Genomic DNA, 16427 nt, shown 5'->3' with positions numbered 1-16427 from the left:
GGGGCGAACATGTCTAAATTCTTCATCAACCGGCCGATCTTCGCGTCGGTCATCTCGATCATCATCGTCATTGCCGGCCTGGTCGCCGCGCAGGTGCTGCCGATTGCCCAGTACCCGCAGATTGCCCCGCCGACGGTGATGATCACCGCCACCTATCCCGGCGCCTCGGCTGAAACCCTGGCCCGCACCGTCGCCGCACCGATCGAGGAACAGTTGAACGGGGTCGAGAACCTCGCCTATTTCACCTCCTCGGCGTCGGCCAACGGCAGCGTCGCCATCACCGCCACCTTCGATGTCGGCACCGATGTCGATACTGCGGCGGTCAACGTCAATAACCGGGTCAAGGCCGCCGAAGCCCGGCTGCCCGAGGAAGTCCGGCGCAACGGCGTGATCGTGCAGAAGCGCTCGAACGACATTCTCAAGGTGATCGCGCTCGACTCCGAAGCCGGCAAGTACAACACCCTATTCCTGTCGAACTACGCCAGTCTGAACATCGTCGACGAACTCAAGCGCGTACAAGGCGTCGGCGACGTGACCATCTTCGGCGCCCAGGACTACTCGATGCGCGTCTGGCTCAAGCCCGACCGCATGGCCCAGCTCGGCGTGACGACGGCGGAAATCGCCAGCGCCGTGCGCGCCCAGAACGCCCAGAACGCGGCCGGCAAGATCGGCCAGGAACCGGCACCCGACGACCAGATGCTGGTGTACACGGTGACCGCCAAGGGTCGTCTGCTGACCGAGGAAGAGTTCGGCAACATCGTCATCCGCGCCAGCGGCCCCGGCGGCCTGCTGCGCCTGAAGGACGTCGCCCGCATCGAACTCGGCGCCTACAGCTACGACCAGCAGGTCACCCTCGACGGCCAACCGACCATCGCCATGGGCGTCTTCCTGCAGACCGGCGCCAACGCGCTGGACGTTGCCAAGCGCGTCCGGGTCAAGATGGAAGAACTCAAAACCAAGTTCCCCGAGGGCATGGGGTACGTCATCCCGTTCGACACCACGCGCTTCGTCTCGGCGTCGATCAACGAAGTCGTGTGGACGCTGATCGAAGCCGCGCTACTGGTCATCGCTGTCGTCTATCTCTTCCTGCAGAGCTGGCGCGCGACCTTGATCCCGATGGTGGCGGTACCGATCTCGCTGATCGGCACCTTCGCCGGCTTGTGGCTGTTCGGGTTCTCGATCAACACCCTGACGCTGTTCGCCATGGTGCTCGCCATCGGTATCGTCGTCGATGATGCAATCGTCGTGCTGGAAAACGTCGAACGCCTGATGAGCGAGGAGAAACTGCCGCCCAAGCAGGCGGCGATCAAGGCCATGCACCAGGTGCAGGGCGCACTGGTGGCCATCGTCCTGGTGCTGTGCGCGGTGTTCGTGCCGGTCGCCTTCCTCGGCGGCATCGCCGGCCAGCTATACAAGCAGTTCGCCGTCACCGTGGCGGTCGCCGTCTTCCTTTCCGGCGTCGTCGCGCTGACCCTGACGCCGGCCCTGTGCGCCCTGCTACTCAAGGCCCAGCACAGCCCGAACCGCTTCTTCGCCGGCTTCAACCGCCTGTTCGACCGGCTTACCGACAACTATGTGCGCACTGTCGGCTTCACCCTGAAGCACGGCATCGTCGGCGCCCTCATCTTCGTCGCCGTGATCGGCATCAGCACCCTGTTCTTCCGCGTCATTCCCGGCAGTTTCGTGCCCTCGGAAGACCAGGGCTACCTGATCTCGGCGCTGATCCTGCCCGACGGCGCGACGCTCAAGCGCACCCAGGCGACCGGCGAGAACATGCGTGAGATGATCTCCCACGACGAGGCGGTCAAGCACACCTTTGTCGTCTCCGGCTTCGACCTGATCGGTGGCGGCAACAAGCCCAACGCCGGCACCATGTTCATTCCGCTCAAGGACTGGTCGGAGCGGGAAGGCAAGGCACAGGACCTGGCCGGCAAGTTCATGGGCATCGGCATGATGCAGGCCGACGGCATGGGCCTGGTGTTCAACCCGCCGCCGATCATGGGGCTGGGTACTGCCGGTGGCTTCGAGGTCTATGTGCAGAACCGCGTCGACGGCGACGCCATGAAACTCAACGAAGTCGTCCAGAACTTCATGGCCGACCTGCAGAAACACCCGGAATTCACCCGTATCTCGACCTTCTTCCGCCCGACCGTGCCGCAACTGTTCATCGAGGTCGACGAACCCAAGGCCCTGGCGCTGGGCATTCCGCTGGCCGATGTCTATTCGACACTACAGAGCACCATGGGTGCGCTCTACGTCAATGACTTCAACAAGGCCGGCCGCGTCTATCGCGTGCAGTTGCAGGCCGAAGCCAATTACCGGATGAAGCCGGACGACATCGGCAAGGTCTACGTGAAGAGCACAGCCAGCGGCAAGATGATTCCGCTGTCGGCAATCAGCACCGTGAAGAACGTCGTCGGCCCGGAACAGGTCGAGCGCTTCAACGGCTTCGTCGCCGCCAAGGTGATGGGCGATTCGAAACCCGGCATCAGCTCGGGCGACGCCATCCGCATCGTCGAGGAAGTTGCCGCCGCGACCCTGCCCGACGGCTACGGCATCGCCTGGACCGGCCAGGCCTACCAGGAAAAGCAGACCTCCGGTTCGTCGATCCAGGCTTTCGCCTTCGCCATCATCATGGTCTTCCTGATCCTCGCCGCCCAGTACGAGAAGTGGTCGCTACCGCTGGCCGTGGTCATGGCCGTCCCGTTCGCGCTGATGGGCGCACTGACGGCGATCTGGTTGCGCGGCATGCCCAACGACATCTACTTCCAGATCGGCATGGTCGTGCTGATCGGCCTGGCCTCGAAGAACGCCATCCTGATCGTCGAGTTCGCCGCCCAGAAATACGCTGAAGGCCTGAGCGTCAAGGATGCCGCCCTGGCTGCCGCCCGCCTGCGCCTGCGGCCGATCATCATGACCTCGCTGGCCTTCGTGCTCGGCGTGGTGCCGCTGGTCAAGGCCACCGGCGCTGGCGCTGCCGCCCGCCAGTCGATGGGTACCGGCGTCTTCGGCGGGATGATTGCCGCCACCTTCATTGCCACCATTTTCGTGCCGCTGTTCTTCCTCTGGCTGGAGCGCGGCAAGCAGATCGACCCGACGCATCTCGACGTCGAAGAGGAGCAAGCATGATGCGCCGCCCCCTGTTTCGCCTGACCCCGCTGGCCCTGGCCGTGCTGCTCTCCGGCTGTGCCGTCGGCCCGGACTACCTGCGCCCGGCCAACTGGCTGCCGGCAGCCTTCAAGGAAGCGCCGACCGCCGTCGCCGAGACGAAAACCGACAACCCGGCCATCGTCCAGCAGTGGTGGACGCTGTTCAACGATACGACGCTGAACGAACTGGTTGACCTGGCACTACGCCAGAACGCCGACCTGCGCAGCGCCGTCGCCCGCGTCGAGCAGGCCGACGCCGCTGCCCGCGAGGCCGGCGCCAGCCTGTTCCCCAACGTCGACGCCCAGGCCGCCGGCAGCAATACGCACCTGAGCGAGAAGACCGCCACCTGGTCGGTCAATTCGCCGGAAGTCCTGCGCGCGCGCAGCGCCGGGCTCAGCCTGTCCTACGAACTCGATGTCTGGGGCCGCGTCCGCCGCAGCAACGAGGCCGCCCGCGCCAGCCTGCTCGCCAGCCAGTACGGTCGCGACAGCATCCGCCTGTCGGTGGCCGGTCTGGTCGCCGCCAACTATCTCAACCTGCGCGCCCTCGATGCCCAGCTGGCGATCACCGCCGAATCGCTGAGCAGCCGCGAGGAAAGCGCGAAACTGGTGAAGACCCGGGTCGATGCCGGCCTGGTGTCGCCGCTCGACCAGTACCAGGCCGACGGCGCCCTGGCCGCACTGCAGGCCCAGCAGGCCGAACTGCGGCGCAGCCGGGCATTGCTCGCTCACCAGCTGGCGCTACTGACCGGCAAGCCCGACCTGGAAGTCGCTGCTGGCCCCTTGTCGGCCATCCCGCTGCCGCCGCAACCGCCGGCCGGTCTGCCGGCCGATCTGATCGAGGCCCGCCCCGATGTCCGCCAGGCCGAACAGCAACTGATCGCCGCCAACGCCAACATCGGCGTCGCCAAGGCCGCCTACTACCCGAAATTCTCGCTGACCGGCGTGCTCGGCAGCGAGAGCAAGACGCTGTCCGATCTGTTCTCCAGCGGCGCCGGCACCTGGTCTGCCGGGCTGTCGCTGCTGATGCCGATCTTCGATTTCGGCAAGACCGGCGCCCGCGTCGACCAGGCCAAGGCGCTCAACCAGCAGTCGCTGATCGCCTGGCAGAAGACACTGGAGACGGCGTACAAGGAAGTCCGCGACGCCCTGGTCAGCCTGAACGAACTGGGCACCGCCGAAAGCGCGCAGGAGAATCGCGCCGACAACGCCCGCAAAGCCCTCGACCTGGCCCGCCTGCGTTACGACGCCGGCTATTCCGGCTACCTGGAAGTGCTCGACGCCCAGCGCAGTGCCAACGAGGCGCAACTGGCCGCCATCGCCACGCGTCAGGCCCGCCTGAATGCGGCCGTCGATCTGTTCAAGGCACTGGGCGGCGGCTGGCGCGCAGCATCCTGAAGTCGCGCGTCTAGGTCAGGCTGGCCCGGTCTCGGTGGCCAGCCTGATCAACGAGGAAAAAACCAGGGCGGCACCATCGCCGACGGCATCCACGGCATTTTCCTCGTGCAGCTTGTCGGTGAGCACACGCAGGAGCAGTTGCCAGTGCGTCCCACCGGCAAAAGCATTGAAATAGGCCAGCGAGCCGGCAAAGTCCTCACCCAGGCAACGGCACAGATGGCGACCCAGCACCTGGCCGCCCAGCGCCGAACCCTCGACGGCATAAACCACGCCGAGCAGGCCGACCGCAGATTCCGGCAGGTTGACTTCGGCAGCCACCGGAAGCGGTGCCCCCAATGTCGCCAGATCGACAGCCAGCAAGGCGCGTCGCGGCCGGTAAAGATGGGCAAAAGGCGTCGCCGCCAGGCGCCGCATGAGTTCATCTTCCAGGCCGTGGTAAAAGGCATGGAAGATGCTCAACGCCTTCGTCACTTCGGTGGGCGAGACATCGTCCCGGGTCAGGCGGCTGAACGCGGGACAGGCCTCCAATTGCCGATGCAGGGCCGACGTCCGCGCCCGCAGACAGCTCAGCGGATCATTCACGGCGGCCCAGTTGCATCAGAAGTTCACGCAGTTTTAGACCGAGCAGCCGGGCTTCGTTATCCCAGGGACGACTGCGCCCGAGACGCTTCTCCACCCATTTCTCGAAGGAACGCCGCGGTGCAATGCCGTACACCCCGTCATGGCGCTCCACGGGTTTGTCGGGATTGCCGCCCCAGGCCACATCGTGGATGTGCTCGTGCCGCGTCAGGTAGACGCGCAACATCAGGCCGTCCGCCGTTTTCGCCTTGACCGCGAGCACACCGGCCACGCGCGACAGCGGACAATCCGGCAACTGTCGCGACAGCGATTCGGCCAGCCAGACCGGATCGATCTGCTGACCGATGAACCAGTCGTCGATATGGGACAAAGCCTCGGGCTCAAATCCTTCTCCCCAATCCACATGCCCTTCGTTCAGGCACAGTTGCACGCCATCGGCACCGAATTCGGCCGCCAGCCAGCTTCCGAGACGCGGCCAGGCGGCCACGATATCGCCGGCTTCATGAACAATTTCGCGGGCTTCGCCAAAACGGCGCACCAGACCGTCAAGCAACTGCATGCGGCGCTGGGCAAAGTAGGCTGCCAGACCCAGCGTATGCGAGCGAACGTCCTGCGACGCCTGGCTGAGCTTGCCCAACCCGACCTGGCATGGCGTGGCGTGATGGCAGGCGATCAACCCCCACAACTGTCCGCCAACGACAATCGGAAAGGACAACGACGCGCCGACGCCCATATTGGACAGATAAACGGCATGGACTGGCGAAACACTGCGCAGGTCGGAATAACTCAGATCGGGCGGGATGTCGTCCCGTCCGAGCAGGGGCACGGGAGCCGCCAGCGCATCCGGGATCAGTCGCCAGGGATTCTGCTGATAGAGCACGCGGGCGATCTGCGGGATGTCGCTGGCCGGGAAACGCAATCCCAGATAGGAGCCCTCCACGCCTTCCTGACGCACTTCGGCCAGCACCTCGCCGTCGCCGTCCTCGAGAAAGCGGTAATACATCACCCGCTGGAAACCGGTATGGATGCAGACCTTCTCGATCAGCGCCTGACGCTGAGCCTCGACTTCATCGCTGCTTGCCGGCGGCACAACCCCCTGGGTCGCGATGCTCGGAAAAACAGGGTCCTCACAACAGGGGGTCAATTCGACGATGATCCGGCCCCGGGCATTGCGGGTCAGCACGACGTCAAGCCGGCCATCGCGGCCATTCAAGGCAGCTTCGTACTGCAGTCGACTGCCCGCCCTTTCACCTAGCTCGCCGGCCATTTCCGCCAGCGGTACCGGCATCGCCGCGTCAATCGCGACGACGAAATCGTCCGCCAGCAGTTGCCCGGCGTTGGTCGAGAAATGACTAATCCGGTAGTGCTCGTCAATCACCAGCAGGGCGCCATGCGGCTGTATGGCCCCGGAAAGATGCAATTCTTCCTTTTCGCATTCGTCGATGAAACGCCTATCCACCTTCAACCCTCGCCAACAAGTCCTCGAAGTCAACCGTTTCCAGCGGCCGCGACAAATGGTAGCCCTGCACCACCTCGCAGCCATGGCTGCTCAGCCACTGCATCTGTCTTTCGTTTTCCACCCCTTCGGCCACCGAGCGCAGGCCCAGCGCCTGCGCCAGTCCGAGTACCGCGCGGGCAATCGCTTCGTCATCCGTATCGCTGCCCAAGCCATCGACGAAACTCTTGTCCACTTTGAGTTCGGCCAACGGCAGGCGCTTGAGATAGGTCAGCGAGGAATACCCTGTGCCGAAATCATCAACACTGATGGCGACGCCATTGTGGTGCAGCTGATTCAGGTTGCCGATCACGGCCTCGCTGTTCTCGAGCAGGGCGCCTTCGGTGATTTCGACCTGCACCAGACCGGCCGGAACACCGCTGTCCTGCAAGGCGAGCACCAGGGATTCCGCCATGTCGGCCTCGCGTACATTGCGTGGTGAGCAGTTAAAGGCAATCGGCGGCACCTTCAGGCCCAGCTTCAACCAGGTCGCGATCTGGCTCAACAGGAGTTTCTGCACCATTCGCGTGACGTCCTTGATCAATCCGCAGGCTTCGCACACCGGAATGAATTCCCCTGGCGAAACGTCGCCCAGCTCGGGGTCGCGCCAGCGCAGCAAGGCTTCCGCACCGACCAGAGGATGGCCCGCCTGCAGGCTGAACTTGGGTTGATAGACCAGACGCAGCCGCCCCAGATCGAGCGCTGCCCGCATCGCACTTTCCATCGTTGCCCGCTTGAGCAGGCGCACATGCAGGTCAGGAACGAAAAACTCGACCCGGTTGCGCCCCAGCTCCTTGGCCCGGTACATCGCGGTATCGGCCGCCTTGACAAGTGCATTGCTGTCCTGCCCATCCTCCGGGAAGAAGGCGACGCCGACGCTGGCCGAGACAAACAGCTGGCGCCCCTGGATGTCGAACGAAGCCGCCAGCTCATCGACGATACGCCGCGAAATCCGGCCCGCCCCCTCAGCGTCGCAATCGGAGAGCACCGCCGTGAATTCATCACCGCCCAGCCGGGCCACCGTATCGACATCGCGCATCACCTGCTGCAGGCGGTTCGCCGCCTGCCTCAACAGCTCGTCGCCGATATCGTGACCGAGGGTGTCGTTGATGTCCTTGAAGTTGTCGAGGTCGATGAACATCAGCGCCAGCCGTTCCTGCTTCCGCCTTGCCTGGGCCAGTGCATGACGCAGGCGGTCCTGAAACAGGGTGCGGTTGGGCAAGCCGGTCAGCACGTCGTGGGCGGCCAGATACTCGGCCTTGCGCTGGGCGTTCTTGATATCGGTGATGTCTGAAAAGACCGAGACGAAATGCTCGACCCGCCCGTCAGCATCGTCGACCCGGTTGATCGTCAGCCATTCGGGGAAAACTTCGCCACTCTTGCGTTTGTTCCATATTTCGCCTTGCCAGAAACCCTTGTCACGCAAAGCACCCCACATCGCGGCGTAAAAATCGGCACTATGCCGACCCGACTTCAATAAGCGACCGACCTGCTTGCCAACCGACTCCTCGATGCCATAGCCAGTGATCGCCGAAAAAGCCTTGTTGGTCGTCTGGATCACACCCAGCGGGTCTGTCACGACAATGGCTTCGCCGGCCTGATCGAAAACCCGCGCGGTAATCCGCAACTGCTGCTCGGCGAGTTTGCTCGCCGAAACATCCTCTGCCTCAAGGATCAAGGCCACGGGATTACCACCCGGATCGTAAAGGCTCTGATGCACTGCACGCAGGTAGCGGGTGCCACGGGCATCGTTGATCTCGTATTCGACGGTCACCGCATCCAGACTGCGCAGCGAGGAAACCGTGCTGTTCCACAAATTGACAGCCAGCTCGTGTTCGAACAGCGAAAAATCGTTCTTGCCCAGGACTTCCTTGTCTTCGAGTCCGAAGAACTCGATGAAACGGCGGTTGGCGTAAATGTAGTTCCCGGACACATCGCGCATGGCGAAGATCACCGTGGTGTTCTCCATCAAGGCGTTGAGCCGCTCCTCGGACTGGGACAAAGCTGCCTGCGTACGGACGATGTCGCTCACATCGATGAAGCTGACCACCAGGGAGCTGATGCTCCCGGTTTTCCCAAGCCCGGGGGAAATCAGCACGCGCAGGTCACGCTTGTCCACCTGAACCAGTATCTGCTCACGGTCGCCGTGGGCCAGCGCCCGTCCCAGCCAGGTTTCCATCTCGCCCAGCGCTTCCGGCAGACGCAAGCGCGACAAATGCTGGCGCAAGGCTGTCGACCTGAGGTCGAAACGCCGCGCTGCCGGCGCATTGAAACGGCTCAGCTGCAGCGAACGATCGAACACCAGAACCGGATATTCCAGTGCATCGTAAAGGTGGGCGTAATCCTCCGACAGACGCGACAACTCGATGGTCTTGACGTTGAGTTCTTCGTTCAGGCTGACCAGTTCCTCGTTGGTCGCCTGCATTTCCTCGTTGGCGGCTTCCAGTTCCTCGTTGGTCGCCTGCAACTCCTCGTTGGCGGCCTGCGACTCCTCGTTGAGGGCCTGCATTTCCTCGTTGGCGGTTGCCATCTCCTCAACCAGCGCCTGCAGATGCTCGCGCGTAGTCAGCAGTTCATCTTCAAGCTGCTGCGTGGCGCTGGGTTGAATTTCCTCGGCAGCAACTTCCTTGACCGCTTCCGGGGCAAAGATAACCAGCAGCAATTCGCCAGAACCGTCGGAAACCGGCTCGACGATGATGCGCAGATAATCGTGGCCCAGACGCCGACGCCGGCCCTTCTGGGTCGAGTTCTGCTGCTGGCAGCGACGCAGCAGGGTCAGCACCTCGCCACGCAGATCGGGGAGTACGACATCGCCCAGCAACAGGCGCGACGCGCCGACCGGGAAGTGCATGAGCTTGTCGACCTCGCCCGCAGTATGCAGCACATTCCCTTCACGGTCGCAGATGGCCACGGTCAGGCCGAAATGCGACACCAGCCCGGAGAGCAGCAATTCCAGGCGCCGGTCGCGCCGCTGCACCGTCGTCCTCAGCGAACTGACCGGCAGACTCGATGAGGTCGGGATAATCGGCATCGAATCGCCCTGCTTGCGAAACAGGCGCTCGCGGCGATCAATGGTCGAAAAATGCTGCTCGGCCTGGGCGATGCTCTCAGAACGACCGAGGAACAGATACGCCTCGGCGGCCAGACCGAAGTGGAAAATCTTCAGCACCTTGCTCTGCAGCGGTGCATCGAAATAAATCAGCACGTTGCGGCAACTGACCAGATCGAGACGCATGAAAGGTGGATCGCTGACCAGGTTGTGGCGGGCAAACACGATCATGTCGCGCAGTACCTTGCCCGCCTCATAGGTATTGCCGATCTGCTTGAAATAGCGGTCAAGCTGCTCCGGCCCGACTTCGCTCATCGAAGCGGCGGGATAAACACCGCGGCGGGCGACATTGAGCGCCTCGTCATCGACGTCGGTGGCGAAAATCTGGACCCGGTACTGTTCCTGTTTATCGCCCAGCGCGTCGGCAAACAGCATGGCAATCGAGTAGGCCTCCTCGCCGGTGGCACAACCCGCCACCCAGACCCGGATTTCGCTGCCCGAGGCTTTGCGTGCCACGATGTCGCCAACCACCCGACGCAAGGCGGCAAAAGCCTCGCGGTCGCGAAAGAAGGCCGTCACCGAGATCAGGATGTCGCGGGCCAGCAGTTCCAGTTCCTCCGGGTGACGCTCGACCCAGCGCAGGTAGGCTGCCAGATCCTCACCGCCGGTGGCAAACTGCCGACGACGGATGCGCCGCATCAAGGTGCCGACCTTGTAACCGGAAAAATCGAACTGAAGGCGATCACGCAGGCTGACCAGCAGGTTTTGCAACAGATCCGGCGGCGGCTCGACCTCGCTGCCGGCCGGCGGCAGCTCCAGCAGACGGGGAATCTGTGCGGCGATTTCTTCGGGGGTCAGCACATGATCGACCACACCAGCCTCAATCGCTGCCCTGGGCATGCCGTCATACTTGGCACTATCCGGTCGCTGCGCCAGCGTGAAACCGCCAGCCGCCTGAATCGCCCGCAGACCGGCAACGCCGTCCGAACCGGTGCCGGAAAGCACGATGCCGATGGCGGCATCGCCCTCCTCGGCGGCCAGCGAGATCAGGAACTGGTTGATCGACGGTTTAGGCACGACCTCGGGCGCCGCCGTCATCAGGCAGAAGCAGCCTTCCCGGATCAGGGCATTCGAGTTGGCAGGAACGACGTAAATGACTCCGGCCTCGGGCACGTCGCCCTGTTCCATTTCCTTGACGTGCAGGGGGGTCTCGCGGCCGAGTATCTCGACCATCATACTGCGGTAACTCGGCGACAAATGCTGCAGAACAACGTACGCGCACGGCAGATCTGGTTTCAAATGGCTGATCAACTGAGTGATCGCCTCCAGACCGCCCGCTGACGCACCGATGCCGGCAATAGCAACACTGCCCATGTGGATTCTCCCTGTTTCGGGGTATCGTATCAGAGTTGCTTGATATTACCTTCGGCTTCGGAAAAAGTTCCGGAGGCCCGCTGCCGCAAGGCCAGTCCTTCGTTGAAGACCAGCGCGAACAGGACCAGTCCGCCACCGGCCAGCACACTGACGGCGGGCTGTTCGCCGGCCCACAGCCAGGCCCAGGCAACACCGAAAATGACTTCCAGCAGCGCCAGCAGGGCGATTTCCGGGGCCGGCAGGACACGCGTCAGGCGAACCACCAGCAGGCAGGGAATGGCCAGTTGCACAACACCGAGCAAGGCCAGCAGGCCGAGATCGTGGGTCGTTGCCTGCAACGGCCAGGCCAGCGGCAGGGTACACAAGGCCGACAGCACGGCACCGATGAGCACGGCCGGCAGCATGTCCGGCCCTGCGTCGCTGCCCTGACCGGTCTTCTGTAGCAGGGTCCAGTTGACCGCCGCCGCCAGCGGCACCGCGCAGGCCACCAGCGAGCCGAGCAGACGCGCGCCGGCCGGGGCTTCAGCACCAAACATCCAGGCAATGCCCAGCCCGGCCAGCGCGATCGCCAGCCAGGTCCGCAACGGCAAGCGCTGCTTCAGGAAGCAACGGGCAAACAGCGCGGTGATCATCGGCCCAAGGGCCATCGTCACCAGCACCATGGCGACCGTGGTCATGGTGATCGCCAGCATGAAAGCGGTGAACATCACCGCCCAGCACAATCCTGAAATCCACACGATGCGCGGTGCATTAAGCAGGCCAGCCCACAGCCCCGGCCCGCGCAGCCAGGTCAGGCCGATGGCCAGCGCCAGTGCGTTGAAGCCGCTGCGCCAGAAATTGACCTCGAAGCCGGCAGCGGCTTCCAGGTGGCGGGCAACGACCCCGGCAATGCTCCACAGCAGCGTCACCAGAACCATCAAGGCGACGGCGCGACGATGGGTCATGAATCAGCTACGGCGACGACGGGCTTCGAACAGGCAGACACCGGCGGCAACCGACACGTTCAGGCTGTCGACGCTGCCGTGCATGGGGATGCTGACCAGCTGATCGCAGGTTTCCCGGGTCAGACGGCGCATGCCCTCGCCTTCCGCGCCCATGACCCAGGCGGTAGCCTGCGGCCATTCGGCAACGTAAAGATCCTCGCAGGCTTCACCGGCCGTGCCGATCACGCAGATATCGCGTTCCTTCAGTTCGCGCAGCGTGCGCGCCAGGTTGGTGACCATCACGTAGGGCACGGTTTCTGCCGCGCCGCAGGCAGTCTTGACGGCCACGTCGTTGAGGCCGGCGGCCCGGTCCTTGGGCGCAATCACCGCATGGACGCCGGCGGCGTCGGCGACGCGCAGGCAGGCGCCGAGATTGCGCGGATCGGTGACGCCATCGAGGACCAGCAGGAAGGCCGGCTCTTCCAGTGTATCGAGCACATCGTCGAGATGCGCCGGCTTGCGCGTCCCTTCGATGCGGGCGACCACGCCCTGGTGCCGACCGCCGCCGGCCAGGTCGTCGAGACGCTTGCTGTCGGCAAGGATGAACTTCACCCCCTGCAGTTCGGCATGCTTCAACAACTCGCGGGCACGGGCGTCCTGCCGGCCGGCGTCGATCAGGATCTCCTTCAGCGACTCGGGATCCTGGCGAAGCTTGGCGGTAATGGCGTGAAAACCGTAGATCAGACGCGATGACATGGTGGGCAACCCAAAGGAAGGAGCCGAATTCTACCGCGCCGCACCGGGTCGGTGCGAATCCGGCACTCAGCCCGGCTGTCCGGCCTTGACCAGGCCCTGCTCGTTGTTCAGCCAGCGGACCAGCATCAGGTCGTGCAGGCCGATGTGGTTGTCAACCCAGCGCCTGAGCAGGGTATCGAGTTCTCGGATGCGGCGAACGGTCTGTTCGCTGTCGAGTCGGGAGACGATTTCCTGGACTTTCTGGGCAATCGCGGCATGATCCTCGATGTGGGCATCGCACAAGGCCTTGTCGGTCATCGACATCAGGGCGTCGCGCATGATGCGTTCTTCCGTCGAAAAATGTTCGAGGATGAAGGCAAACAGGTCGCCAAGCTGGCTGACGACTTCCTTCTCGCATGCATTCTGGCGCTGATGATCGCAGCCGCGGCAACTGTCCAGGCTGGCCGGATCGACACAGACCCGGCGCAGGTTCCCCATGATACCAAGTAGTAGACGATGTTCGTCGTCGATAAGGTAATTGCCCGTTTCCAGCGCCGGCGGCAGATCAGTCATGATCGACCTGGATTGTGATTCGACCATCAACGGAGCGTCAGCTTCGTGGCTCATCCCACCCTCAAGATGCATGGATCAAACGTATATTTTATCACTTTGGTCATACGTCACTCCAGTACGCACAAAAATGGGGCGCATTGAATGTGCCCCTGTGCTGCATCTGCAACAGTCTATCCGCGACGACGCCGGGCGACCCCCTTCTTTTGACCTGGCTTGGTCGCTGCAGGCGTTTTTGGCTCGTCACGGACCAGCACGAAATCGATCTTGTTCGATTCGAGGTCGGCGCGAACCAGCTTGACCCGCACCCGGTCGCCGAGCCGGAAGCGTTCGCCGCTGCGCTCGCCGAGCATCTGGTGCTTGATGTTGTCGAACTGGAAGTAGTCCTGGCCCAGCTCCGAAACATGGACCAGGCCTTCCACGTAAACCTCGTCCAGCGCGACAAAAATGCCGAAAGCGGTCACTGCCGAAATGGTCCCGGCGAAAACTTCGCCGATGCGTTCCTTCATGAAGAAGGTCTTCAGCCAGTTCTCGACATCGCGCGTCGCTTCGTCGGCACGCCGCTCGGTGGCCGAGCATTGCAGGCCGATATCGTCCCAGGGCTTGTTTGGCTCATAGTTCTCGCCGGCCAGTACGGCCTTGATCGCGCGATGGACGAGCAGGTCGGGATAACGCCGGATCGGCGAGGTGAAATGCGTGTAGTGCTCGTAGGCCAGGCCGAAGTGACCGACGTTGTCGGGGCTGTACATGGCCTGGCGCAGCGAACGCAGCATCACTGTCTGCAGCAACTGGAAATCGGGCCGCGGCTTGATCTTCTCGAGCAATGCGGCGTAGTCCTTGGCACGCGGATCGTCGCCGCCGCTCAAGGCCATGCCGAATTCGCCGAGGAAGGTGCGCAGGTTGCGCAGCTTGTCCTCGGACGGTCCTTCGTGGATGCGATACAGGCAGGTCTGCTTGTGCTCGGCGAGGAAGTCGGAGGCGCAGACATTGGCCGCCAGCATGCACTCTTCGATGATGCGATGGGCGTCGTTGCGCACCACCGGGACGATGTTCTCGATCTTGCCCTGATCGTTGAACAGCATCATCGTTTCGGTGGTCTCGAAGTCGATCGCGCCGCGCTGGCCGCGCGCCTTGTGCAGCGCGGCGTAGAGTTTGTACAGGTTATGCACGTGCGGCAGCACCGCCTGTTCGGCCTCGCTTTCCGGCTTGCCCTCGCCCGACAGCCAGGACCAGACCTTGTTGTAGGTCAGCCGCGCATGCGAACGGAAGACGGCCGGGTAGAAACGGTACTTGCCGATCTTGCCGGCGGCGCTGATCGACATGTCGCAGACCATGGCCAGGCGTTCGACATCGGGGTTCAGCGAGCAGATACCGTTGGACAGCTTTTCCGGCAGCATCGGGATCACCCGGCGCGGGAAATAGACCGAATTGCCGCGCTCCAGCGCTTCCTTGTCGAGGGCCATGCCCGGACGCACATAATGCGAGACGTCGGCAATCGCCACCACCAGGCGCCAGCCACGCCCCTGCTTTTCACAGAAGACGGCATCGTCGAAGTCGCGGGCGGTCTCGCCGTCGATGGTCACCAGCGGCAATTCGCGCAGGTCCTCACGGCCCTTGAAATCCGTCTTGCGCACCTTGTCCGGCATCTTCTTGTTTTCTTCGAGCGCCGCCTTGGAAAACTCGAACGGCAGGTCATGCTTGCGCAGGGCAATCTCGATCTCCATGCCCGGATCGGCGTAATTGCCGAGCACCTCGACGATGCGCCCGATCGGCTGGGAAAACTTGCTGGGCTGCTCGATGATCTCGACCATCACCACCTGGCCAGACTCGATCTTGAGCTTGGACTTCTTTTCCGGCGGCACCAGGATGTCCTGGGCGATGCGCTTGTTCTCCGGGGCGACGATGACGACGCCGTGTTCGACGAAAACGCGGCCGACCAGGCGGGTATTCACGCGTTCGGTAACCTCGACGATGCTGCCTTCCGGCCGGCCTTTACGGTCGATGCCGTTGATCCGGACCAGCGCCCGGTCACCGTGGAGCACCTTGCCCATCTGCCGCTGATCGAGAAAGATGTCGGCGCTGCCGTCATCGGGCACCAGAAAGCCGTAACCATCCTGGTGTCCCTGGATGCGCCCAGCGGTCAGGCTGGCCCGTTCGGGCAGGATGTAATCGCCTTTGCGGTTACGCAGCAACTGGCCCTCGCGCTCCATGGCACCAAGGCGGCGCTGGAACATTTCGCGCTCGACACTGGCGATATCGAGCAGATCGACCAGATTGGCAAAGCTCAGGGGACGACCTTCGTCGGTCAGGGTTTGCGTCACGTATTCGCGCGACGGCAAAGGGAATTCATAACGTTTGCTCTCGCGCTCGAAAAATGGATCGGCACGACGTATCTTCGACAACTTCTTTCTTGACATCACTTTTTCTTTCTCTATAATGGCGGCTCTTCGCACCTGTGCCCAGGTGGCGGAATTGGTAGACGCACTAGTTTCAGGTACTAGCGCTGAGAGGCGTGGGGGTTCGAGTCCCTTCCTGGGCACCAGCGATTTTGACAGAAGGTCTTGCTACGGCAAGGCCTTTTTTCATTTCTGGCGCACGCGTCGACAAAGCGAATTGTCTCACAGCACAAGCTTCCCCGAGCTTAACAATTACTAACATCTGGTTGCAGCAATCGCGCCAGCAGCTGGCTATCCTGACCTCATGCCAACACCCATTGCGAGGTTCATCATGAAAAGGATAGTCAACACCCTGCTCGCCGCGAGCCTGAGCATCGGCCTGATCGGCCAGGCCAGCGCCGGCCCGGATCGCCACTGGCGCCACGACCATCGGCCCCAGGTCAGTCAACACCATCATCACTACCATGCGCCACCGCGCGTTCAGAAACACCATCACCGCAACGACTGGATCGGTCCGGCTGCGGTGCTGACCATCGGTGGCCTGGCCATCGGCACCGCGCTCTATCACGCCAACACGCCGCCGCGCGTCGTTCATGGCGCGCCGCCTCCGCCGAACGGAAACTGGTTCTACTGCCGCTCTTCCGGACAATACTACCCCTACACCCAAGCCTGCCCGGAAGGCTGGCAGGCGGTTCGTCCGCACTGAAAGACAAAGCGGGCCAGACGGCCCGCTTTGTGCATTGCCCGGGAACAATCCGG

At 63.1% G+C, this 16427-nt stretch carries 10 protein-coding genes and 1 tRNA gene; 4 read left to right on the top strand and 7 right to left on the bottom strand.

The window, feature by feature from the left end; genetic code table 11:
- The first annotated feature begins 9 nt into the window (after window positions 1-9).
- Window positions 10-3129, top strand: coding sequence for a multidrug efflux RND transporter permease subunit (locus AADV58_RS07735; protein WP_341744474.1), 3120 nt, complete (start codon window positions 10-12; stop codon window positions 3127-3129).
- Entirely contained in the window at window positions 3126-4547 is a 1422-nt protein-coding gene (locus AADV58_RS07730; protein ID WP_341744473.1) for an efflux transporter outer membrane subunit, read from the top strand. Before AADV58_RS07735 ends, AADV58_RS07730 begins: the two co-directional genes overlap by 4 nt.
- A gap of 15 nt (window positions 4548-4562) precedes the next feature.
- Here AADV58_RS07730 and AADV58_RS07725 read toward each other — a convergent pair whose 3' ends face one another.
- The 7 genes from AADV58_RS07725 to rnr form a co-directional block, all read right to left on the bottom strand.
- Window positions 4563-5129: a biliverdin-producing heme oxygenase gene (locus AADV58_RS07725; protein ID WP_281984050.1), complete on the bottom strand. Its 567-nt coding sequence runs from the start codon at window positions 5127-5129 to the stop codon at window positions 4563-4565.
- Window positions 5122-6585 (bottom strand): GAF domain-containing protein, encoded by a 1464-nt coding sequence (locus tag AADV58_RS07720; RefSeq protein WP_341744472.1) that lies wholly within the window; start codon window positions 6583-6585, stop codon window positions 5122-5124. Before AADV58_RS07720 ends, AADV58_RS07725 begins: the two co-directional genes overlap by 8 nt.
- The gene (locus AADV58_RS07715) at window positions 6578-11044 is read right to left on the bottom strand and encodes an EAL domain-containing protein (RefSeq protein WP_341744471.1); all 4467 of its coding nucleotides are present in this window, start codon (window positions 11042-11044) and stop codon (window positions 6578-6580) included. The genes AADV58_RS07720 and AADV58_RS07715 overlap by 8 nt, the downstream gene beginning before the upstream one ends.
- 29 nt (window positions 11045-11073) lie before the next feature.
- A complete protein-coding gene (locus tag AADV58_RS07710; RefSeq protein WP_341744470.1) occupies window positions 11074-11988 on the bottom strand; it encodes a DMT family transporter in 915 nt (304 codons plus the stop codon).
- Window positions 11989-11991: 3 nt separating this feature from the next.
- Window positions 11992-12723, bottom strand: a complete 732-nt coding sequence (rlmB, locus tag AADV58_RS07705) for a 23S rRNA (guanosine(2251)-2'-O)-methyltransferase RlmB (RefSeq protein WP_341744469.1) — start codon at window positions 12721-12723, stop codon at window positions 11992-11994.
- Window positions 12724-12789: 66 nt separating this feature from the next.
- A complete protein-coding gene (locus AADV58_RS07700) occupies window positions 12790-13275 on the bottom strand; it encodes a hemerythrin family protein (RefSeq protein WP_341744468.1) in 486 nt (161 codons plus the stop codon).
- 170 nt (window positions 13276-13445) lie between these two features.
- Window positions 13446-15689, bottom strand: a complete 2244-nt coding sequence (gene rnr / locus AADV58_RS07695; protein WP_341744467.1) for a ribonuclease R — start codon at window positions 15687-15689, stop codon at window positions 13446-13448.
- A 40-nt stretch (window positions 15690-15729) separates the two neighbouring features.
- Here rnr and AADV58_RS07690 point away from each other — a divergent pair.
- Window positions 15730-15814, top strand: a tRNA-Leu gene (locus AADV58_RS07690).
- Window positions 15815-15999: 185 nt separating this feature from the next.
- Window positions 16000-16374 (top strand): hypothetical protein, encoded by a 375-nt coding sequence (locus AADV58_RS07685; protein WP_028995936.1) that lies wholly within the window; start codon window positions 16000-16002, stop codon window positions 16372-16374.
- The last annotated feature ends 53 nt before the right edge of the window (window positions 16375-16427 follow it).

It is taken from the genome of Azonexus hydrophilus, from assembly GCF_038368255.1.
Classification (GTDB): Bacteria; Pseudomonadota; Gammaproteobacteria; order Burkholderiales; family Rhodocyclaceae; genus Azonexus; species Azonexus hydrophilus.
Note: the sequence above shows the minus strand (reverse complement) of the source record. Positions and strands in the feature narration are given on the sequence as shown.

Coding starts and splice junctions, on each gene's coding strand:
- AADV58_RS07735 (WP_341744474.1), top strand. CDS start 10: ATGTCTAAATTCTTCATCAACCGGCCGATCTTCGCGTCGGTCATCTCG.
- AADV58_RS07730 (WP_341744473.1), top strand. CDS start 3,126: ATGATGCGCCGCCCCCTGTTTCGCCTGACCCCGCTGGCCCTGGCCGTG.
- AADV58_RS07715 (WP_341744471.1), bottom strand. CDS start 11,044: ATGGGCAGTGTTGCTATTGCCGGCATCGGTGCGTCAGCGGGCGGTCTG.
- AADV58_RS07710 (WP_341744470.1), bottom strand. CDS start 11,988: ATGACCCATCGTCGCGCCGTCGCCTTGATGGTTCTGGTGACGCTGCTG.
- rlmB (WP_341744469.1), bottom strand. CDS start 12,723: ATGTCATCGCGTCTGATCTACGGTTTTCACGCCATTACCGCCAAGCTT.
- AADV58_RS07700 (WP_341744468.1), bottom strand. CDS start 13,275: ATGACTGATCTGCCGCCGGCGCTGGAAACGGGCAATTACCTTATCGAC.
- rnr (WP_341744467.1), bottom strand. CDS start 15,689: ATGTCAAGAAAGAAGTTGTCGAAGATACGTCGTGCCGATCCATTTTTC.
- AADV58_RS07685 (WP_028995936.1), top strand. CDS start 16,000: ATGAAAAGGATAGTCAACACCCTGCTCGCCGCGAGCCTGAGCATCGGC.